The organism is Klebsiella sp. PK18 (assembly GCF_057784655.1).
In genome coordinates, this window is the sequence record NZ_CM173493.1 from 5,136,716 (window position 1) to 5,156,358 (window position 19,643).

The window sequence follows — 19,643 nt, forward strand, 5'->3', positions numbered from 1 at the left end:
GTCCATCATGTCACAGCCCCTCGATCTCGTTCAGTTAGCGCAACAAATCAAACAGTGGGGCACAGAGCTCGGGTTCCAGCAGGTGGGTATCGCCGATACCGACCTCAGCGCCAGTGAACCCAAACTGCAGGCATGGCTGGATAAACAATACCACGGCGAAATGGAGTGGATGGCCCGTCACGGTATGATGCGCGCCCGTCCCCACGAACTGCTGCCCGGTACGTTACGCGTTATCAGCGTGCGGATGAACTATCTGCCCGCCAACGCCGCCTTTGCCCGCACCCTGAAAGATCCCGCACTGGGTTACGTCAGCCGTTATGCCCTCGGGCGTGATTATCATAAGCTGCTACGTAATCGCCTGAAAAAACTGGGGGAGAAGATTCAGGAACAGTGTGCTTCGCTCAATTTTAGACCTTTTGTCGATTCCGCGCCTATCCTGGAGCGGCCAATCGCAGAAAAAGCGGGCCTTGGCTGGACAGGTAAGCACTCACTTATCTTAAGCCGCGACGCGGGATCATTCTTTTTCCTCGGCGAACTGCTGATCGATCTGCCTCTACCGGTCGACAGCCCGGTTGCGGAGGAGTGCGGACGCTGCGTCGCCTGCATGACCATCTGCCCCACCGGCGCCATCGTTGAGCCCTACACCGTCGACGCCCGGCGCTGCATCTCCTATCTCACCATTGAACTGGAAGGCTCTATCCCGGAGGAGTTCCGTCCGCTTATCGGCAACCGTATTTACGGTTGTGATGATTGTCAGTTGATCTGTCCGTGGAACCGTTTCTCACAGCTCACCGATGAAGAGGATTTCAGTCCACGCAAAGCGTTGCATGCGCCACCGCTGGTGGAGCTGTTCGCCTGGAGCGAAGCGTGGTTTCTGAAGGTAACCGAAGGGTCGGCGATTCGTCGCATTGGCCACCTGCGCTGGCTGCGCAATATCGCCGTCGCGCTGGGCAATGCGCCCTGGGATGAAGCCCATCTTCGCGCGCTGGAGAGTCGCCGGGGTGAGCACCCGCTTCTCGACGAGCACATCGAATGGGCTATCGCTGAGCAAATAAACAAGCGGAACGCCGACGCCGTCGAAGTACAACTGCCGAAAAAATTACGTCTGGTCAGGGTAGTAGAGAAAGGCTTGCCGCGCGACGCCTGATTCATTCACAGGCTGTGAATAAAATCTAAAACACATTGCGTTTCAAGGCGCAGACCGAGGTCAAGTGATCGGATTAACATTTCGAAATGAAATTTAATTGTTAAATTTCAATGGTATATAAAGATACTATTTACAAAGCGAAGCATTTACGCCGTCAAAGACGGAACGACAACCTGTGGATAACTCTGTTCACAGTATTTCTGTGATATCAAATGAAAATCATCCCCGGCGCTGGATTGCACTGTGGATAAATAAGAGATGGAAGAAAATTTGGAGCGGGAAACGAGACTCGAACTCGCGACCCCGACCTTGGCAAGGTCGTGCTCTACCAACTGAGCTATTCCCGCTTAATCATCGTCATTCAAGCTACCGTGTAGCAACCTGAATACTGCGACTGGTGTGGTATGTCTTTCAAATTTTGGAGCGGGAAACGAGACTCGAACTCGCGACCCCGACCTTGGCAAGGTCGTGCTCTACCAACTGAGCTATTCCCGCTTAATCTTCGGCTTTCGCCTCGCATCTGCGAGTTGAAACCCTGTGATCAGGATGGTGCTTTCAAATTTTGGAGCGGGAAACGAGACTCGAACTCGCGACCCCGACCTTGGCAAGGTCGTGCTCTACCAACTGAGCTATTCCCGCGTTACTGCTTTTTTTTGCCATATTTTGATGGCGTCGTAATTTGCATTTCTGCGTCGTTACGGGAGGCGCATTATACGAGAATTCGATGCCCCTGCAACCCCCTGACGATCACTTTTTTGCGTTTTTTGTTTAAATGGACATTTTCTCGCCACCTACGCCGCTGAATTGTATAAATAAGCGTCATAACGGGCAAAATTGCTTTTTCCGCCCGGCTGAATGACGCAAAATCGCTCGCATCATAGTGCGGTGGCGCGACGTATAACGTGGCCACCACGACGCCAAACAGGGAATTAGCATGAGAAAAGTCCTCACCGTCCTGCTGCTGAGCACGCTGGCCATCGGAACCGCGTCAGCCGAGACGCTCCATTTTGGCACTACCACGGCCAATCCGCCGTTTGTCACCGCCAACGGCAAAAATCAGCCCGTCGGCTTCGATATCGATCTCGCTCACGCCCTGTGCCAGCAGATGCAGGCGCAGTGCCAGTTTACGGCGCAGCGTTTCGATACCCTGATCCCGGCATTGCGCTTTAAGAAGTTTGATGCGGTGATTGCCGGTATGGAAGTGATCCCAATGCGCGAGAAGCAGGTCGCCTTTAGCCGCCCCTATCGCCAGGCCCTCTCCGGGGTGGTGATCGTCAATAAAGATGTCGCCCATACCTTTGCCGATCTGAAAGCCAAAAAAATCGGCGTGGTGAAAGGCACGCTGCACCAGCACTATCTGCGCGATAAGCAGAAGGCCGTGCAGGCGATCCCTTACGACGACGTCGCCAGCGCTTTAGCCGCGCTGAAAGCCGGCGAAATAACCGGCGTCATGAGCGACTTCGCCACCCTTGACGCCTGGCAACAAGAGAACCCTGACTACGCCATCATGGATGAGCGGGCCACCGACCCGGCTTATTACGGTAAGCAGTATGCGATTGCGGTGCGCAAAGACGATCCGGAGTTGCTGAATGCCATCAACGATGCCCTGACCGCGGTCATGGCGACGCCTGACTTCCAGCAGATGCAGCAAAAGTGGTTTAAATAATCAGAAAGATGTACCGGGCCGCACCAGGCCCGGTATTGGTTTACAGCTTAATGAAATGCTCGCGATAGTAGGCCAGCTCGGCAACCGACTCGCGGATATCGTCCATCGCCTGATGGGTGCCCTGCTTTTTAAAGCCGTCGAGAATTTCCGGCTTCCAGCGGCGAGCCAGCTCTTTCAGCGTGCTGACGTCCAGATAGCGGTAGTGGAAATAGGCTTCCAGTTGCGGCATGTACTTAAACAGGAAGCGACGATCCTGGCCGATGCTGTTGCCGCAGATCGGCGACTTGCCTGCCGGCACCCACTGCTTAAGAAACTCAATGGTCGCCAGTTCGGCATCGTGCTCGCTGACGGCGCTGGCCTTCACGCGATCCACCAGTCCGCTGCCGGTATGCGTCCGCACATTCCACTCGTCCATTAATGCCAGCTGAGCATCCGACTGATGCACGGCGATAGTCGGCCCTTCAGCCAAAATGTTCAGGTTGGCATCGGTCACCAGGGTGGCGATTTCGATAATGCGATCGCGCTCCGGATCCAGCCCTGTCATCTCAAGATCGATCCAAATGAGGTTGTTTTCATTTGCACTCATGCTATTTTCCACCCTTCTTGCGTGACTATATTCATCTAAAATAGCGTGTATCATAGAGGTTTTGCCCCATCAGGGCGACCAGGAGCCAGTTCGATTGAGTAAAAATAAACTCTCCAAAGGCCAGCAGCGCCGCGTCAACGCCAACCACCAGCGCCGCCTGAAAACCACTGCGGAGAAGGCCGACTACGATGACAACCTGTTTGGCGAAACGTCGGAAGGCATTGTCATCAGTCGCTTTGGTATGCATGCCGACGTCGAATCCGCTGACGGCAGCGTCCATCGCTGCAACATTCGCCGGACAATCCGTTCGCTGGTCACCGGCGACCGCGTGGTCTGGCGGCCGGGTAAAGACGCCGCCGACGGCGTAAACGTCAAAGGGATCGTCGAAGCGGTGCACGAGCGCGCCTCCGTCCTGACGCGTCCGGATTTTTACGACGGCGTGAAGCCTATCGCCGCCAATATCGATCAGATCGTGGTGGTTTCCGCGATCCTGCCTGAACTGTCGCTGAATATTATCGATCGCTATCTGGTGGCCTGCGAGGCGCAGGATATCGAGCCGTTGATCGTCCTGAATAAAATCGATCTGCTGGATGACGATGGCCTGCGCTTCGTCAATGAGCAAATGGACATCTACCGCAATATCGGCTACCGCGTGCTCATGGTCTCCAGCCGGACTCAGGACGGTCTCAAGCCGCTGGAAGCGGCCCTGACCGACCGCATCAGCATTTTCGCCGGGCAGTCCGGGGTCGGTAAATCGAGTCTGCTGAATGCCCTGCTGGGGCTGAATGAGGATCAAATTCTCACCAATGATGTCTCGGACGTTTCCGGCTTAGGCCAGCACACCACCACCGCGGCGCGCCTCTACCACTTCCCGCACGGCGGCGATGTGATTGATTCGCCGGGCGTTCGTGAATTCGGCCTCTGGCATCTGGAAGCGGAACAAATCACCCATGGCTTTGTCGAATTCCATGATTATTTAGGCCATTGCAAATACCGCGACTGTAAACACGATAACGATCCTGGCTGTGCGCTTCGCGAAGCGGTAGAGAACGGCAAGATCGCCGAAAGCCGTTTTGAGAACTACCACCGCATCCTCGAAAGCATGGAGCAGGTACAGGTAAAAACGCGTAAAAACTTTTCCTCGTCCGATGACTGATCATTAAGCTGAGCGTCACGTCAGGCTCTGCCAGGACGCGGTCAAACTGCGACTAACGCGGATGCCATTTGGCGAGGTTTACGTATAGAATCGTCCCCTTTTTTCAGGACCCCGCCCGCGGGCGGGGTCAGGAACGACATATCATGGCCTGGAGGCTACTTTGTTAAACGATCTTAAACTTTCACTGCAATACATTCTGCCTAAACTGTGGCTCACCCGCCTCGCAGGCTGGGGTGCGAGCAAACGCGCAGGTTGGTTGACGAAGCTGGTCATCGATCTGTTCGTGAAATACTACAAGGTCGATATGAAAGAGGCGCAGAAGCCGGATACCGCGGCTTATCGCACCTTCAACGATTTCTTTGTGCGTCCGCTGCGCGACGACGTACGCCCGCTGAATACCGACCCCAATGTGCTGGTGATGCCGGCAGACGGCGTGATCAGCCAGCTTGGCGCCATTGAAGACGATAAAATCCTGCAGGCCAAAGGTCATGACTACAGCCTGGAAGCCCTGCTGGCCGGCAACTATCAAATGGCCGACCTGTTCCGTAACGGCAGCTTCGCCACCACCTATCTGTCGCCGCGCGACTATCACCGCGTGCACATGCCGTGCAACGGCATCCTGCGCGAAATGATCTACGTCCCTGGCGACCTGTTCTCGGTTAACCATCTGACGGCGCAGAATGTGCCTAACCTGTTCGCCCGTAACGAGCGCGTCATCTGCCTGTTTGATACTGAGTTTGGCCCGATGGCGCAAATTCTGGTGGGCGCGACTATCGTCGGCAGCATCGAGACCGTGTGGTCCGGCACCGTGACCCCACCGCGCGAAGGCATTATTAAACGCTGGACCTGGCCCGCTGGCGACAGCGAAGGCTCCGTCGCCCTGCTGAAAGGCCAGGAGATGGGCCGCTTCAAACTGGGTTCCACCGTGATCAACCTGTTTGCCCCGGGCCAGGTGAAGCTGGTCGACTCGCTGCAAAGCCTGTCCGTGACTAAAATCGGCCAACCGCTGGCGACCGCCGTGGAAGCCAGCACCGCTGCTGAACCCGCGCCGTTACCGGAAGAAGAGCTCCGCGCCGAACACCGCGCCAGCCCGCTGGTTGACGATACACAAGACCAAGGTTAATTCTTCAGCAAAAAGGGTTATGCCGTGCGCCTGATATACACTTTCCTGTTGGCCTTGAGCCTCAGTTTCGGGGCGTACGCTGCGACAGCCCCGGATGCTAAACAGATAACCCAGGAACTGGAACAGGCGAAGGCGGCAAAGCCCGCCCAGCCTGAAACCGTTGAAGTTCTGCAGTCCGCGCTGAACGCGCTTGAGGAGCAAAAATCGTCCCTCGAGCGCGCCCGTCAGTATCAGGACGTTATCGATAATTTCCCCAAACTGTTTCAAAGCCTGCGCTCCCAGCTCAACAATCTGAGCGAAGAACCGCGCCAGGTGCCAACCGGCCTGACCGCCGATGCGCTGAACCAGGAGATCCTGCAGGTCAGCAGCCAGCTGCTGGAATCGAGCCGCCAGGCGCAGCAGGAGCAGGATCGCGCGCGTGAAATCGCCGACTCCCTGAACCAGCTGCCGCAACAGCAAACCGATGCCCGTCGTCAGCTCAATGAGGTTGAGCGCCGCATCGGCACGCAAACCGGCAACAATGCTCTCGCCCAGGCGCAAAATCTTGCCCTGCAGGCGGAATCGGCGCGCCTGAAGGCGCTGGTGGATGAACTCGACCTCGCCCAGCTTTCCGCCAACAACCGCCAGGAGCTGTCGCGCGCCCGTTCCGAGCTGGCGCAAAAGCAGAGCGAACAACTGGATGCCTATCTGCAGGCGCTGCGCAATTTACAGAACAGCCAGCGCCAGCGGGAGGCGGAAAAGGCGCTGGAGAGCACCGAACTGCTGGCGGAGAACAGTGAAAACCTGCCGCCGGACATCACCGCGCAGTTCAAGGTCAACCGGGAGCTCTCCCAGGCGCTGAACCAGCAGGCGCAGCGCATGGATCTGGTGGCCTCCCAGCAGCGGCAGGCGACGAATCAAACGCTGCAGGTGCGCCAGGCGTTAAACACCCTGCGCGAGCAATCGCAGTGGCTGGGCTCTTCCAACCTGCTGGGTGAAGCCTTACGCGCCCAGGTGGCGCGACTGCCGGAACGCCCTCGCCCACAGCAGCTGGATACGGAAATGGCACAGTTGCGCGTGCAGCGTCTGCGCTTTGAAGATTTACTCAGTAAGCAACCACAGCTGCGGCAGATCCGTCAGGCCGACGGCCAACCGCTGACCAGCGAGCAGAACAAGATCCTGCAGGCGCAGCTGCGCACGCAGAACGAGCTGCTGAACTCGCTGCTGCGCGGCGGCGATACTCTGATGCTGGAGCTCACTAAGCTGAAGGTCGCCAACGGCCAGCTGGAAGACGCGCTGAAAGAGATCAACGAAGCGACCCACCGCTATCTGTTCTGGACTTCGGACGTCAGCCCCATCGGCTTCTCCTGGCCGCTGGAGATTGTCCAGGATCTACGGCGTCTGATCTCCCTGGATACCATCAGCGAGCTGGGCAAAGCCAGCGCGATGATGCTCACCAGCAAAGAGACCTTGCTGCCGCTGTTTGCCGCCCTGCTGCTGGTTGGCTTTAGCATCAGCTCCCGACGCCATTTCACCCGCTTCCTTGAGCGCTCCAGCGCCCGGGTGGGGAAAGTCACCCAGGATCACTTCTGGCTGACGCTGCGCACGGTCTTCTGGTCGATACTGGTGGCCTCGCCGCTGCCGGTGCTGTGGATGACGCTCGGCTATGGCCTGCAGTCCGCCTGGCCCTTCCCGCTGGCGGTGGCGATAGGCGATGGGGTCACGGCGACCGTGCCTTTGCTGTGGGTGGTGATGATCTGCGCCACCTTCGCCCGGCCAAACGGGCTGTTTATCGCCCACTTCGGCTGGCCGCGTAACCGCGTGGCGAAAGCGATGCGCTACTACCTGATGAGCATCGGGCTGATTGTGCCGCTGATTATGGCGCTGATCATGTTTGATAATCTTAACGACCGCGAGTTCTCCGCTTCGCTGGGCCGCCTGTGCTTCCTGTTGATCTGCGGCGCGCTGGCGGTGGTTACCCTGAGCCTTAAGCACGCCGGTATTCCGCTCTATCTGGATAAAGAGGGGAATGGCGACAATATGGTGAACCGCCTGCTGTGGAACCTGATGCTTGGCGCCCCGCTGGTGGCCATGCTGGCGGCCGCCGTCGGCTACCTCGCCACCGCCCAGGCGCTGCTTGCGCGTCTGGAAACCTCGGTCGCCATCTGGTTCCTGCTGCTGGTGGTCTATCACATCATCCGCCGCTGGATGCTGATCCAGCGCCGCCGGCTGGCCTTCGACCGGGCCCGCCACCGTCGCGCGGAAATTCTCGCCCAGCGCGCCCGCGGCGAAGATGAGCCCGTTCACGTCAGCAGTCCGGAGGGGTCGGTGGAGACGGAGGTCAGCGAGGTCGATCTCGATGCCATCAGTACCCAGTCGCTGCGGCTTGTGCGTTCCCTGCTGATGCTGATCGCGCTGCTGTCGGTCATCGTGCTGTGGTCGGAAATTCACTCGGCGTTTGGCTTCCTTGAGAATATCTCGCTGTGGGACGTGACCTCGACGGTACAAGGGGTGGAAAGCCTTGAGCCGATCACGCTTGGCGCGGTGTTGATTGCCATTCTGGTGCTGATCATCACCACTCAGCTGGTGCGCAACCTGCCCGCGCTGCTGGAGCTGGCGATCCTCCAGCATCTCGATTTAACGCCCGGCACCGGCTACGCCATCACCACCATCACCAAATATCTGCTGATGCTCGTCGGCGGGCTGGTGGGCTTCTCGATGATCGGTATTGAGTGGTCGAAGCTGCAGTGGCTGGTCGCCGCGCTGGGTGTGGGTCTCGGGTTTGGCCTGCAGGAGATCTTCGCCAACTTTATCTCCGGCCTGATTATCCTGTTTGAGAAGCCGATCCGCATCGGCGATACAGTCACCATTCGCGACCTGACGGGCAGCGTCACCCGCATTAATACCCGTGCAACCACCATCAGTGACTGGGACCGGAAAGAGATTATCGTGCCGAACAAGGCCTTCATCACCGAACAGTTTATCAACTGGTCGCTGTCGGACTCAGTCACCCGCGTGGTGCTGACAGTGCCGGCCCCCGTGGACGCCGATACCGACGAGGTCACGAAAATTCTCATTGCCGCGGCGCATCGCTGCTCGCTGGTCATCGATACCCCGGCGCCGGAGGCGTTTCTCGTCGACCTGCAGCAGGGGATCCAGATTTTCGAGCTGCGTATTTTTGCCGCGGAGATGGGGCATCGCATGCCGCTGCGCCATGAGATGCATCAGCTGATCCTGGCGGGCTTCCGCGAGCATGGCATTGATATGCCGTTCCCTCCGTTCCAGATGCGTTTGGAAAGTATCGACGGCAGGCAAAGCAGTAAAACCATGACCTCGGCCGGAAAAACCAGCCGCCGTACGGCTGGTAGCCTGTAAACCATCCCCTGCCCGGCTGCACCGCCGGGCAGGTTCTTTAACTCTCCATCACCAGCGCGCCGGACGCCATGCGCCGACGGTAGCTTTCGTAGATCCCCAGCGCCAGCAGTGAGAAGAAGATCGGTCCACCGACCATCCACAGGGTACTGTTCCAGTCCCCGCTGTCGATGACGGGTTGGATAATGGTGAAGATATTGGCGAAAGTCACCACCAGCAACACCACGCCGGTCGCCAGCAGCGTCGACGAACGGTTTTTGAAAATCACGAACGGTCGGTCAAGATGCGTTTTCGCCTTGAAGAACGGGAAGGCGATGGTCAGGAATAGATAGGGCAAGGTCATGGAGACATTGGCCATCAGCGTCAGCTTGTTATAAAACGCGGAAGCGCTATCCCCACCGAACGATACCAGTACGATAAACACCCCGACCAGCAGACACTGCAGCCACATCGCCGCGGCGGGCATGCCGTTGACGTTGAGACGGGTCATCACCGACGGCCAGAGCGCTTTTGGCGTGCCCTGGATAATCGCTTTCAGGGGAGAATAGCTGAGGGTGAAGAACGCGCCGGTGTAAGCGAGAAACATCGACAGGCCCGTAATACGGGCGAACCAGACTCCGGTCAGGGCCGCCGACTCTGGCGTCAGGTGCAGAGCCTGGCCGAGCGTCGTCCCAAGGCTGGTCATCAGCACATAGGTGATGTTGCCGAGGTTGGTCGAACGCGCGCCAAGCACCTGCTGCCAGTTGGCGCTCACGCCCCACAGCACAATCGCCAGCGAGTAACCGACCGAGATAACGATCGCCGCGATGATAATCCCTTTGGCAAAGTTCTTTTCCGGCTTATCAGTCTTATCCACTAAGCCGCCGACCGCCTCAATTCCGCCATAGGCAAAGATGGCAAATACCACAAACGACAGCATCGCCATGCCCGACTGATACCCGGGATTAGGTGAAAAGGTGAAGTTTAACGGTTGGGCGAAATGGCCGCCGTTGAGCAGGAGGATCGCCCCGCTCACCAGCAGTAGCACCAGGTTAAGCCCCATCACCGCGATGCCGCCGACGGCGGTGATTTTGGCGATTTTATTGATCCCTTTGACGGCAATAAAGGTCACGACACCCATCCAGCAGGCTGCCAGAATGCCCACCGTCTGCGTCGGGGTCAGGCTAGCCAGCGCCCAGGTCTGGGTTTTGTCCGCGCCAAACAAAAAGGTGGATAACGGCACCCAAATTTTAGCCGCCGTACTCACCATCCACACCACGTACGACGCAAACCACATAAAGGTGCCGATGAAAGCAAAGCGCGGCCCGACGCTGTGGTTCATCCAGGAATAGATCCCGCCCTCTTCGCGACGATAAGCCGAGCCCATCTCCGCCATCATCAGCGCGAACGGAATAAAGAAAAAGAGGGCGGAAAAAAGATAAAACGGCATCGCACTGTAGCCCATCAGATAAAACGCCGACGGGCTGTTGGCAAAGCCAAACACCGAAGTGAAGATCATCAGAATCAGCCCAATCAGGCTCATCTTCTTGAATTGTTGATGCATAAATCTATCCAAACGAGGGCATCACCCAACAGGCAACGCCTGGCCTCAAAAAATGAGCGCGGATAGTAGCAAAAGCACGGAAGGAGATTGTGGGTATTCGGGCGAAAACCGGGATAGCGTGAGGGAGGATCGGTCAGGGCGGGTCTGTCACCTCCCCCGCTCTCAGGCGGCAGGAGGTGACAGCGCCATCAGGCGCGGTCGACCGTAAAGGCGATCACCTCGCCGATGCTTTCGGCACCCAGCGCCAGCATCACCACACGGTCAACGCCCAGCGCCACGCCGGAGCAGTCCGGCAGGCCCGCCTCTAGTGCCGCCAGCAGGTTGTTATCGATAGGCTGCTGCGGAAGGCCGCGCGCGGCGCGTTTGCGGTTGTCCTGCTCGAATCGCAGACGCTGTTCGCGGGCATCGGTCAGCTCGTGGAAACCATTCGCCAGCTCAATACCTTTGTAGTAAACCTCGAAGCGCTCAGCGACCCGATGATCTTCCGGGCTGATCTGCGCTAACGAGGCCTGGGTGGCCGGGAAATGATAGATAAACGTCGGCCGATCTTTACCGATGTGCGGCTCCACGCCCATGGTGAACAACAGTTGCAGCAGCGTGTCGCGATCTTCTTCAGTATCGGCGATATTGCTTAAATCCAGCTTCGCCGCGACTTCACGCAACTGCGTTTTATCAGCAGAGAGCGGATCAATATCCAGATGACGCTGGAACGCCTGCTGATAGGAGAGGCTTTCCGCTGGCTGACACTCCAGAACCTGCTGCAGCAGGTCGTCCACCTCGTTGATCAGGCGATACATGTCATAGCACGGACGATACCACTCCAGCATGGTGAATTCCGGGTTGTGATGCCGGCCCATCTCTTCATTACGAAAGCTGCGACACAACTGGAAAACCGGACCGCAGCCCGCCGCCAGCAGGCGCTTCATATGGTATTCCGGACTGGTCATCAGGTACAGATTGAGTCCCTGTGAATGGCCCGGGCCGACGAAACGGGTTTCGAACGGGAACAAATGAATATCCGTTACCGTCGCCTGACTCATGCAAGGCGTCTCCACCTCCAGCACGCCGCGATCGGTAAAGAAACGGCGGATTTCCGCCATCACCGCCGCGCGTTTCAACAGATTGGGAATGGGTGCGCTCGGCTGCCAGGTTGCCGTCTCGCTCATGGTACTTTCTCCGATTGCAAATTAAGGGCACGAAGTCTACTCGCAACCGGCGAGTGAAACAAATTTTGTGCAATCCCCGGCAGATTACATGCCATTAATCTATCGTTAACCTGAATGCATAAATATCACTGATAAATAACCGCACATATCGATAAAAAAATCGAACACGTCAATTTTCCTTACTGACCCTACGGCTATACTCCTGTACCTATAAAGGAGCAGTGATACTTTTTCGCCAGCCCGGCGGCGAAATACACTAAAACTGGAGGAATGTCGTGCAAACTTTTCAAGCCGATCTCGCCGTAATTGGTGCTGGCGGAGCAGGCCTACGCGCCGCTATCGCCGCCGCCCAGGCCAACCCCAATGCCAAAATCGCCCTGATTTCTAAAGTCTATCCGATGCGCAGCCATACGGTCGCTGCAGAAGGGGGGTCCGCAGCCGTTGCCCAGGATCACGATAGCTTTGAGTATCATTTTCACGACACCGTCGCCGGAGGCGACTGGCTGTGCGAGCAGGATGTCGTCGACTATTTCGTTCATCACTGCCCAACGGAAATGACCCAGCTGGAACAGTGGGGATGCCCGTGGAGCCGCCGCCCCGACGGCAGCGTCAACGTCCGGCGCTTCGGTGGGATGAAAATCGAACGCACCTGGTTTGCCGCCGATAAAACCGGCTTCCACATGCTACATACTCTCTTCCAGACCTCCCTTCAGTTTCCCCAAATTCAGCGCTTTGATGAACATTTCGTCCTTGACCTGCTGGTCGATGACGGGCAGGCCCGCGGCCTGGTAGCGATGAATATGATGGAAGGCACCCTGGTGCAGATCCGCGCTAACGCGGTCGTGCTGGCTACCGGCGGCGCCGGGCGCGTCTATCGCTACAACACCAACGGCGGCATCGTTACTGGTGATGGTATGGGTATGGCGCTGGGCCATGGCGTGCCGCTGCGCGATATGGAATTTGTTCAGTATCACCCGACCGGCCTGCCGGGCTCCGGGATCCTGATGACCGAAGGCTGCCGCGGTGAAGGCGGGATTCTGGTCAACAAAAACGGCTATCGCTACCTGCAGGATTACGGCATGGGCCCGGAAACCCCGCTCGGCGAACCGAAGAACAAATATATGGAGCTGGGTCCACGCGACAAAGTGTCCCAGGCCTTCTGGCACGAATGGCGGAAAGGGAACACCATCCCGACGCCGCGCGGCGACGTGGTCTACCTCGATCTCCGCCACCTCGGCGAGAAAAAACTGCTGGAGCGTCTGCCGTTTATCTGTGAACTGGCGAAAGCCTACGTCGGCGTCGACCCGGTGAAAGAGCCGATCCCGGTGCGCCCGACCGCGCACTACACCATGGGTGGTATCGAAACCGATCAGCTGTGCGAAACCCGGATCAAAGGGCTGTTTGCCGTGGGCGAATGCTCGTCCGTCGGTCTGCACGGCGCCAACCGTCTGGGTTCCAACTCGCTGGCCGAGCTGGTGGTCTTCGGCCGCCTGGCCGGGGAACAGGCTATGCAGCGCGCCGCACAGACGACTGAGGCAAATAGTGCCACACTGGATGCACAGGCCGCCGATGTAGAGCAACGGCTGAAAAATCTCGTTAACCAGGAAGGTAACGAAAACTGGGCGAAAATCCGCGACGAAATGGGGCTGTCGATGGAGGAAGGCTGCGGCATCTACCGTACGCCGGAGCTGATGCAGAAAACTATCGATAAGCTGGCTGAGCTGCAGGAGCGCTTCAAGCGCGTGCGCATTACCGACAACTCCAGCGTGTTCAACACCGACCTGCTGTACACCATTGAACTGGGACACGGCCTGAACGTTGCCGAATGTATGGCGCACTCGGCCATCGCCCGAAAAGAATCGCGCGGTGCGCACCAGCGTCTGGATGAGGGCTGTACCGAGCGCGACGACGTCAACTTCCTCAAGCACACCCTCGCCTTCCGCGAGGCCGATGGCACCACCCGTCTGGAATATGGCGACGTGAAGATCACCACGCTGCCACCGGCAAAACGTGTCTATGGCGCCGAAGCGGAAGCGGCTGAGAAGAAGGAGACCACCCATGGCTGAGATGAAAAACCTGAAAGTCGAAGTGGTGCGCTACAACCCGGAGGTCGACACCGCACCGCATAGCGCATTCTATGACGTGCCCTATGATGAGCAGACCTCGCTGCTGGACGCCCTGGGCTACATCAAAGACAACCTGGCGCCAGACCTGAGCTACCGCTGGTCCTGCCGGATGGCGATCTGCGGCTCCTGCGGCATGATGGTCAACAAAGTGCCGAAGCTGGCCTGCAAAACGTTCCTGCGCGATTACACCAAAGGCATCAAAGTTGAGGCGCTGGCCAACTTCCCGATCGAACGCGATCTGGTGGTGGATATGACCCACTTTATCGAAAGCCTGGAGGCCATTAAGCCGTATATCATCGGCAATAACCGCACGCCGGACCAGGGGCCAAACAAGCAGACCCCAGCCCAGATGGCCAAATACCATCAATTCTCCGGCTGCATCAACTGCGGGCTGTGCTATGCCGCCTGCCCGCAGTTCGGCCTGAATCCGGAATTTATCGGCCCGGCGGCGATCACCCTCGCCCACCGCTACAACGAAGACAGCCGCGACCACGGCAAAAAGGAACGTATGGCGCAGCTTAACGGCCAGAACGGCGTCTGGACCTGTACTTTCGTGGGCTACTGCTCGGAAGTGTGTCCGAAGCACGTCGACCCGGCGGCCGCGATCCAGCAGGGCAAGGTGGAAAGCTCGAAAGACTTTCTTATCGCCACCCTGAAACCACGCTAAGGAGTGCATTATGACGACGAAACGCAAACCCTACGTGCGGCCAATGACCTCCACCTGGTGGAAAAAGCTGCCGTTTTATCGCTTCTACATGGTGCGGGAAGGGACAGCGGTACCGACAGTATGGTTTAGCATTGTGCTGATTTACGGGCTGTTTGCCCTCAAGCACGGCGCCGAAAGCTGGGCGGGATATATCGGATTCCTGCAAAACCCGGTGGTGGTGATCCTCAATCTGATTACCCTGGCGGCGGCGCTGCTGCACACCAAAACCTGGTTTGAGCTGGCGCCGAAAGCCGCCAACGTCATCATCAAAGGCGAAAAAATGGGGCCAGAGCCGGTCATTAAAGGGCTCTGGGTGGTAACGGCGGTGGTCACTGTGGTGATCCTGTTTGTGGCCCTGTTCTGGTAAGGAGGCTGAGATGATTAATCCCAATCCGAAACGTTCCGATGAACCCGTATTCTGGGGGCTGTTTGGCGCAGGCGGCATGTGGGGCGCGATCGTCGCGCCGGTGATGGTGCTGCTGGTCGGCATCTTGCTGCCGCTGGGGCTCGCCCCGGCAGACGCCTTCAGCTATGAGCGCGTGCTGGCTTTTGCCCAAAGCTTTATCGGCCGCGCATTCATCTTTCTGATGATTGTTCTGCCGCTGTGGTGCGGTCTACACCGTATTCACCACGCTATGCACGACCTGAAAATCCATGTACCCAACGGTAAGTGGGTCTTCTACGGCCTGGCGGCAATCCTCAGCGTCATCACCCTCGTTGGCGTACTGTTTATCTGATCCTGCAAGAGCCCGGTCGCATTTCTGCTACCGGGCTCGCTTCATGTAAAAATCTTGCCGCCTTTTCCCTGCTGGACTCTACACTTAGCTTAAAAGCCAGCAAGGAGCATGCCATGCGTATCCTGCCGATAATCACCGCGATTGCCGTCTCGTTCCTGTCTGTCGCCTGCAGCACGCCCACCCCACCGCCGGGCGTCACCGTGGTCAGTCCCTTCGACGTTCAGCGCTATCTGGGTACCTGGTATGAAATCGCCCGCTTTGACCACCCTTTTGAAAGCGGGCTGGAAAAGGTCACGATCGCCTGGCACCCACGCGATGACGGCGGCCTGGACGTGGTCAATAAAGGCTATAACCCCGACCGCGGTATGTGGCAGAAAACGGATGGAGTGGCGTACTTTACCGGCGAGCCCAGCCGCGCCGCGCTGAAGATCTCCTTCTTCGGCCCTTTCTACGGCAGCTATAACGTCATTGCCCTGGATAAGGAGTATCGTTACGCGCTGGTCTGCGGACCCGATCGCGACTATCTCTGGTTACTGGCGCGGGCACCCACCATCGCTCCGGAGGTCAGGCAGCAGATGCTGGATATTGCTACCCGGCAGGGCTTTGATGTCAGCAAACTGATCTGGGTCAATCAGCGCTACAACTAGTGCGCGCTAATCTTCAGGCCAATGATGCCGACCACGATGCAGGCGAGACTGGCGATACGCATAGCGCTGGCGGATTCACCCAACAGCACAATACCGGTCACGGCGGCGCCCACAGCGCCGATTCCGGTCCAGACGGCGTAAGCAGTTCCCACCGGCAGGGTTTTCATCGCCCACGAAAGCAGCGCCATGCTGACGACCATCGCCACGATGGTGATGACGCTGGGAACCAGCCGGCTAAAGCCATGGGTATATTTCAGGCCGACGGCCCATACCACTTCCAGCAGACCAGCGATAAATAAGACTATCCAGGACATAAGGCTCCTTTGCTGGGGCCGTCCCCGGATGAGAAACGCTTACGGGTCGTCCCGTAAGGTGGATGAAAAGTCGCAGTGAGTATATCCAACAGGATGGGGGAAGTGAAGAACGGTACGGCGTAAAACCGTACCGTCGACGGCGTTTATTGCTGAGCTTTGGTTGCCGCGCCAGAGATTGCGCTGCCGCCTTCTGAAATATCCTGACCCACTCCGCGCGTAGTGTTACAAGCAGTCAGTGCTGAAGAGAGGACCAAAACCGTAAAGAACGCTGCAATCGTTTTTTTCACCATAATGTCATCCTTAGTGTCAGTTTTGTTTTCATGCCCTATAAGCATAGACAAAACGTCCACAGATGAAGGGATCTTTGCGATTTTTAAGAGAAAAGGAATATTCGTGGAGGAAGCTGGCGCGCCAGGAGGCAACCGCCACTAGCAAAACGGAAGGAAATTTAGCTCACGGCGTGAGAGATGGCGTGGCCCAGGCCCTGAATATCTTCACCCACTCCGCGGGCGGTGTTGCAGCCAGCCAGTAACGCGCTGCTCAGAAACAGTAACACCAGAAGTTTTACGCTGCGCTTCATGTCTCGTGTTCGTCGTACCTGTGCGTAAAGAGCGGCGCAGCACGGAGGCTGCGCCAGTCATCATGACGCGAAATTATTTCACGCGGGATACGTATTCGCCAGAGCGAGTATCCACTTTGATCACTTCGCCAATCTGGACGAACAGCGGAACTTTAACCACGGCGCCAGTAGACAGGGTCGCTGGTTTACCGCCAGTACCCGCGGTGTCGCCTTTCAGACCTGGATCGGTTTCAATGATTTCCAGCTCAACGAAGTTCGGCGGGGTGACCGCGATCGGCTGGCCGTTCCACAGGGTCACGATGCACTCAGCTTGATCCAGCAGCCATTTAGCGTTGTCACCGATCGCTTTCGCGTCAGCAGACAGCTGTTCGAAAGTTTCGTTGTTCATGAAGTGCCAGAACTCACCGTCGTTATACAGGTAAGTCAGGTTCATATCGACAACGTCCGCGCCTTCTGCCGAATCGGTAGATTTGAAGGTTTTCTCAACACGGGTGCCAGTCAGCAGGCGGCGCAGTTTAACGCGCGCAAACGCCTGGCCTTTACCTGGTTTAACGAATTCGCTGGCTTCTACCGCATAAGGTTCGCCATCTAACATGATTTTAAGACCAGCACGAAAATCGTTGCTATAGTAAGTCGCCATAAGGCCCTCTGAAATTGTTTAACTGGTAGCTAAGCCACAAAATGGCGCATATTGTAACCCTAAATACCCCATCCAGAGAAGATTGGATAACGCAACTTGCCAATGTTGTGACCAGTCCTGATGAACTGCTGCGTCTTTTAAATGTAGACGCTGATGAAAAACTGCTGGCCGGACGCGAGGCCAGACGCCTGTTCCCGCTGCGCGTCCCGCGCGCGTTTATCGCCCGCATGGAGAAAGGCAACCCTAACGATCCGCTGCTTCGTCAGGTACTTACCGCCGAGGAAGAGTTTATCGTCGCCCCCGGATACTCCACCGATCCGCTGGAAGAACAGCACAGCGTGGTGCCCGGCTTGTTGCACAAATATCACAACCGGGCACTGCTACTGGTGAAAGGCGGTTGTGCGGTAAATTGTCGTTACTGCTTCCGCCGCCACTTCCCATACGCCGAAAATCAGGGCACCAGGCGCAACTGGCAGACGGCAATGGACTACATCGCAGCGCATCCGCAGCTTGATGAAATCATCTTCTCCGGCGGCGACCCGCTGATGGCAAAGGACCATGAGCTTGACTGGCTGATGACCCAGCTGGAAGCTATTCCGCACGTTAAGCGTCTGCGTATTCACAGCCGCCTGCCAATTGTGATCCCGGCGCGCATCACCGAGACGCTGGCCAGCCGCTTCCAGCGTTCGTCGCTGCAGGTAATCCTGGTTAACCACGTCAACCACGCCAATGAAATTGACGATGAGTTCCGCGCGGCGATGGCCATGCTGCGTCAGGCGGGCGTCACGTTGCTCAACCAGAGCGTGCTGCTGCGCGGGGTGAACGACAACGCGCAAACCCTGGCCGACCTCAGCAATGCGCTGTTTGACGCCGGGGTAATGCCCTACTACCTGCACGTGCTGGATCGGGTGCAAGGGGCGGCGCACTTCATGGTTAGCGATGATGAAGCCCGTGAAATCATGCGTGAACTATTGACCCTCATCTCCGGCTACATGGTGCCGAAGCTGGCGCGCGAGATCGGCGGGGAACCCAGCAAGACGCCGCTGGATTTAGGGCTGAAGCAGCGATAAACGTCAGATTCACTTGTCTGCCAGGACGGTCTGGCAGACAAACCATGTGAAGCCATTTCTTGCCAGAGGATTAGGTAACCAGCTATCAGCTATCAGCTATCAGCTATCAGCTATCAGCTATCGCATTACGTGATAACCCCCTATTGCGACAAGCTAACGGTGAAGCACCACCAGCACCACGATATTAATCACAATCATCACTACAATCAGCGCGATTAACCAGGTGGGCATTTTAAAAGTTACCTGTAATCGTTCCGATTGTTTTCCTGGTATCTCCACTTTATTCTCTATCAACTCATTGCCCTGAATCGCTAAGCTTTCTGTTAATGGAATAACTACGTGATCGTCAGAATGACCTTTGCTCTCGGCAGTAACGTCGGCAACCTTATTATTTTGATAATGCGTTAATGTCGCCCGATTCATATTCTCGCACTCTTCATCAGAGAGAGGGATGATCAGGGTATCTGGCGCGACGCTAAACCCTTTTTGCCTGACGGTGATAATGATATCCGCCGACAGCCCCGCTTTGAGCAATGATTTTCGCAGCAAAGAGATATTTTGATAGAACGTATTTTGTGACACCACCACGCCCCGGGTTTCCCAAACAGCAGCCAGAAATTCATCCCGCGAAATCACTTTTCCGCTATTCTGCAAGAGTAACAGCAAGCATCTGGCAGTGGGCGCATTGAGGCTGACACACTCTCCGTCACCTGAAAGCGGCCGCAGCTCATTCATATTTGCATTAAAGATAACTTCATGATTAATCATACACCCATTAAATAACGCAGCGTTATCCATATCCCTGCCCCACGAAAAACCATTATCCATAATAAATTCTAATTAGTTCAGCCAACATGGTCTATGAACATTAGCATTTCAAAAAGGAACGAGTTTAGTTCACATTGACCGGCGCCACACAGAATACAGGAGATAAATCAATATGCGACAGTTATCTTGTTTAACCCCCGCATTTTCAGATTAAATTCACCTCAAATAATGGCAGCATCTCAATCTACTATAAAAGCATTAAATTCAGAGGCATTTCATAAAGAATTCACAAGCATTTTTTGCACCATGCTTTTAAA

19 protein-coding genes and 3 tRNA genes are annotated in these 19,643 nt (G+C 56.7%); 11 read left to right on the top strand and 11 right to left on the bottom strand.

Annotated elements, in window-relative coordinates:
• Positions 1–7 precede the first annotated feature (7 nt).
• Positions 8–1,147: a tRNA epoxyqueuosine(34) reductase QueG gene (queG, locus tag AC3EMD_RS25185; protein WP_008807198.1), complete on the top strand. Its 1,140-nt coding sequence runs from the start codon at positions 8–10 to the stop codon at positions 1,145–1,147.
• 271 nt (positions 1,148–1,418) lie between these two features.
• On the opposite strand, the gene AC3EMD_RS25190 is transcribed toward queG, so the two are convergent.
• The 3 genes from AC3EMD_RS25190 to AC3EMD_RS25200 form a co-directional block, all read right to left on the bottom strand.
• Positions 1,419–1,494: transfer RNA gene (locus tag AC3EMD_RS25190), tRNA-Gly, on the bottom strand.
• A gap of 72 nt (positions 1,495–1,566) precedes the next feature.
• Positions 1,567–1,642 (bottom strand) — tRNA-Gly (locus tag AC3EMD_RS25195).
• 68 nt (positions 1,643–1,710) lie between these two features.
• Positions 1,711–1,786: transfer RNA gene (locus tag AC3EMD_RS25200), tRNA-Gly, on the bottom strand.
• A gap of 295 nt (positions 1,787–2,081) precedes the next feature.
• On the opposite strand from AC3EMD_RS25200, the gene AC3EMD_RS25205 reads away from it, so the two are divergent.
• Positions 2,082–2,813: a transporter substrate-binding domain-containing protein gene (locus tag AC3EMD_RS25205; protein ID WP_016160145.1), complete on the top strand. Its 732-nt coding sequence runs from the start codon at positions 2,082–2,084 to the stop codon at positions 2,811–2,813.
• A gap of 40 nt (positions 2,814–2,853) precedes the next feature.
• Here the strand turns inward: AC3EMD_RS25205 and orn are convergent, their stop codons facing one another.
• Positions 2,854–3,399, bottom strand: a complete 546-nt coding sequence (gene orn, locus AC3EMD_RS25210) for an oligoribonuclease (protein WP_004206435.1) — start codon at positions 3,397–3,399, stop codon at positions 2,854–2,856.
• Positions 3,400–3,493: 94 nt separating this feature from the next.
• Between orn and rsgA the strand changes: the two genes are divergently transcribed.
• From rsgA to mscM, 3 genes are all read left to right on the top strand, one after another.
• The gene (gene rsgA / locus AC3EMD_RS25215) at positions 3,494–4,555 is read left to right on the top strand and encodes a small ribosomal subunit biogenesis GTPase RsgA (RefSeq protein WP_008807202.1); all 1,062 of its coding nucleotides are present in this window, start codon (positions 3,494–3,496) and stop codon (positions 4,553–4,555) included.
• Positions 4,556–4,715: 160 nt separating this feature from the next.
• Complete coding sequence (gene asd, locus AC3EMD_RS25220) at positions 4,716–5,678, top strand: archaetidylserine decarboxylase (protein WP_224224558.1); 963 nt, start codon at positions 4,716–4,718, stop codon at positions 5,676–5,678.
• A 24-nt stretch (positions 5,679–5,702) separates the two neighbouring features.
• Positions 5,703–9,032: a miniconductance mechanosensitive channel MscM gene (gene mscM / locus AC3EMD_RS25225; protein ID WP_022064597.1), complete on the top strand. Its 3,330-nt coding sequence runs from the start codon at positions 5,703–5,705 to the stop codon at positions 9,030–9,032.
• A gap of 37 nt (positions 9,033–9,069) precedes the next feature.
• Here mscM and yjeM read toward each other — a convergent pair whose 3' ends face one another.
• Positions 9,070–10,572 (bottom strand): glutamate/gamma-aminobutyrate family transporter YjeM, encoded by a 1,503-nt coding sequence (gene yjeM, locus AC3EMD_RS25230; protein ID WP_016160143.1) that lies wholly within the window; start codon positions 10,570–10,572, stop codon positions 9,070–9,072.
• A 188-nt stretch (positions 10,573–10,760) separates the two neighbouring features.
• The gene (epmA, locus tag AC3EMD_RS25235) at positions 10,761–11,738 is read right to left on the bottom strand and encodes an elongation factor P--(R)-beta-lysine ligase (protein ID WP_008807206.1); all 978 of its coding nucleotides are present in this window, start codon (positions 11,736–11,738) and stop codon (positions 10,761–10,763) included.
• 275 nt (positions 11,739–12,013) lie between these two features.
• Here epmA and frdA point away from each other — a divergent pair, with 275 nt between their 5' ends.
• From frdA to AC3EMD_RS25260, 5 genes are all read left to right on the top strand, one after another.
• Complete coding sequence (frdA, locus tag AC3EMD_RS25240; RefSeq protein ID WP_302073830.1) at positions 12,014–13,804, top strand: fumarate reductase (quinol) flavoprotein subunit; 1,791 nt, start codon at positions 12,014–12,016, stop codon at positions 13,802–13,804.
• Complete coding sequence (gene frdB, locus AC3EMD_RS25245; RefSeq protein ID WP_004177729.1) at positions 13,797–14,531, top strand: fumarate reductase iron-sulfur protein; 735 nt, start codon at positions 13,797–13,799, stop codon at positions 14,529–14,531. Before frdA ends, frdB begins: the two co-directional genes overlap by 8 nt.
• A 10-nt stretch (positions 14,532–14,541) precedes the next feature.
• Positions 14,542–14,937: a fumarate reductase subunit FrdC gene (frdC, locus tag AC3EMD_RS25250; protein WP_002885530.1), complete on the top strand. Its 396-nt coding sequence runs from the start codon at positions 14,542–14,544 to the stop codon at positions 14,935–14,937.
• A gap of 10 nt (positions 14,938–14,947) precedes the next feature.
• On the top strand, positions 14,948–15,307 hold the full coding sequence (gene frdD / locus AC3EMD_RS25255; protein ID WP_002885526.1) for a fumarate reductase subunit FrdD: 360 nt from the start codon (positions 14,948–14,950) through the stop codon (positions 15,305–15,307).
• Positions 15,308–15,420: 113 nt separating this feature from the next.
• Positions 15,421–15,954, top strand: coding sequence for a lipocalin family protein (locus AC3EMD_RS25260; RefSeq protein ID WP_008807208.1), 534 nt, complete (start codon positions 15,421–15,423; stop codon positions 15,952–15,954).
• On the opposite strand, the gene sugE is transcribed toward AC3EMD_RS25260, so the two are convergent.
• The 4 genes from sugE to efp all read right to left on the bottom strand — a co-directional run bounded on the left by sugE (position 15,951) and on the right by efp (position 17,488).
• Positions 15,951–16,268 (bottom strand): quaternary ammonium compound efflux SMR transporter SugE, encoded by a 318-nt coding sequence (gene sugE / locus AC3EMD_RS25265; protein ID WP_008807209.1) that lies wholly within the window; start codon positions 16,266–16,268, stop codon positions 15,951–15,953. The two genes, AC3EMD_RS25260 and sugE, sit on opposite strands and share 4 nt — an antisense overlap.
• Before the next feature lie 143 nt (positions 16,269–16,411).
• Positions 16,412–16,558 carry a lipoprotein toxin entericidin B gene (gene ecnB / locus AC3EMD_RS25270; RefSeq protein WP_004206423.1) on the bottom strand — a complete coding sequence of 49 codons (147 nt, stop codon included), beginning with the start codon at positions 16,556–16,558 and terminating at the stop codon, positions 16,412–16,414.
• Positions 16,559–16,716: 158 nt separating this feature from the next.
• Positions 16,717–16,848: an entericidin A/B family lipoprotein gene (locus tag AC3EMD_RS25275; protein ID WP_002885511.1), complete on the bottom strand. Its 132-nt coding sequence runs from the start codon at positions 16,846–16,848 to the stop codon at positions 16,717–16,719.
• Between the two features lie 73 nt (positions 16,849–16,921).
• Entirely contained in the window at positions 16,922–17,488 is a 567-nt protein-coding gene (gene efp / locus AC3EMD_RS25280) for an elongation factor P (protein ID WP_002885506.1), read from the bottom strand.
• 41 nt (positions 17,489–17,529) lie between these two features.
• Here efp and epmB point away from each other — a divergent pair, with 41 nt between their 5' ends.
• A complete protein-coding gene (gene epmB, locus AC3EMD_RS25285) occupies positions 17,530–18,558 on the top strand; it encodes an EF-P beta-lysylation protein EpmB (RefSeq protein ID WP_008807210.1) in 1,029 nt (342 codons plus the stop codon).
• Positions 18,559–18,711: 153 nt separating this feature from the next.
• Here the strand turns inward: epmB and AC3EMD_RS25290 are convergent, their stop codons facing one another.
• Positions 18,712–19,356 (bottom strand): winged helix-turn-helix domain-containing protein, encoded by a 645-nt coding sequence (locus AC3EMD_RS25290; protein ID WP_012969123.1) that lies wholly within the window; start codon positions 19,354–19,356, stop codon positions 18,712–18,714.
• Positions 19,357–19,643 lie beyond the last annotated feature (287 nt).

Coding starts and splice junctions, on each gene's coding strand:
- AC3EMD_RS25275 (WP_002885511.1), bottom strand. CDS start 16,848: ATGAAGCGCAGCGTAAAACTTCTGGTGTTACTGTTTCTGAGCAGCGCG.
- ecnB (WP_004206423.1), bottom strand. CDS start 16,558: ATGGTGAAAAAAACGATTGCAGCGTTCTTTACGGTTTTGGTCCTCTCT.
- epmB (WP_008807210.1), top strand. CDS start 17,530: ATGGCGCATATTGTAACCCTAAATACCCCATCCAGAGAAGATTGGATA.
- orn (WP_004206435.1), bottom strand. CDS start 3,399: ATGAGTGCAAATGAAAACAACCTCATTTGGATCGATCTTGAGATGACA.
- queG (WP_008807198.1), top strand. CDS start 8: ATGTCACAGCCCCTCGATCTCGTTCAGTTAGCGCAACAAATCAAACAG.
- yjeM (WP_016160143.1), bottom strand. CDS start 10,572: ATGCATCAACAATTCAAGAAGATGAGCCTGATTGGGCTGATTCTGATG.
- AC3EMD_RS25260 (WP_008807208.1), top strand. CDS start 15,421: ATGCGTATCCTGCCGATAATCACCGCGATTGCCGTCTCGTTCCTGTCT.
- efp (WP_002885506.1), bottom strand. CDS start 17,488: ATGGCGACTTACTATAGCAACGATTTTCGTGCTGGTCTTAAAATCATG.
- AC3EMD_RS25290 (WP_012969123.1), bottom strand. CDS start 19,356: ATGGATAACGCTGCGTTATTTAATGGGTGTATGATTAATCATGAAGTT.
- sugE (WP_008807209.1), bottom strand. CDS start 16,268: ATGTCCTGGATAGTCTTATTTATCGCTGGTCTGCTGGAAGTGGTATGG.
- frdB (WP_004177729.1), top strand. CDS start 13,797: ATGGCTGAGATGAAAAACCTGAAAGTCGAAGTGGTGCGCTACAACCCG.
- frdC (WP_002885530.1), top strand. CDS start 14,542: ATGACGACGAAACGCAAACCCTACGTGCGGCCAATGACCTCCACCTGG.
- epmA (WP_008807206.1), bottom strand. CDS start 11,738: ATGAGCGAGACGGCAACCTGGCAGCCGAGCGCACCCATTCCCAATCTG.
- AC3EMD_RS25205 (WP_016160145.1), top strand. CDS start 2,082: ATGAGAAAAGTCCTCACCGTCCTGCTGCTGAGCACGCTGGCCATCGGA.
- frdD (WP_002885526.1), top strand. CDS start 14,948: ATGATTAATCCCAATCCGAAACGTTCCGATGAACCCGTATTCTGGGGG.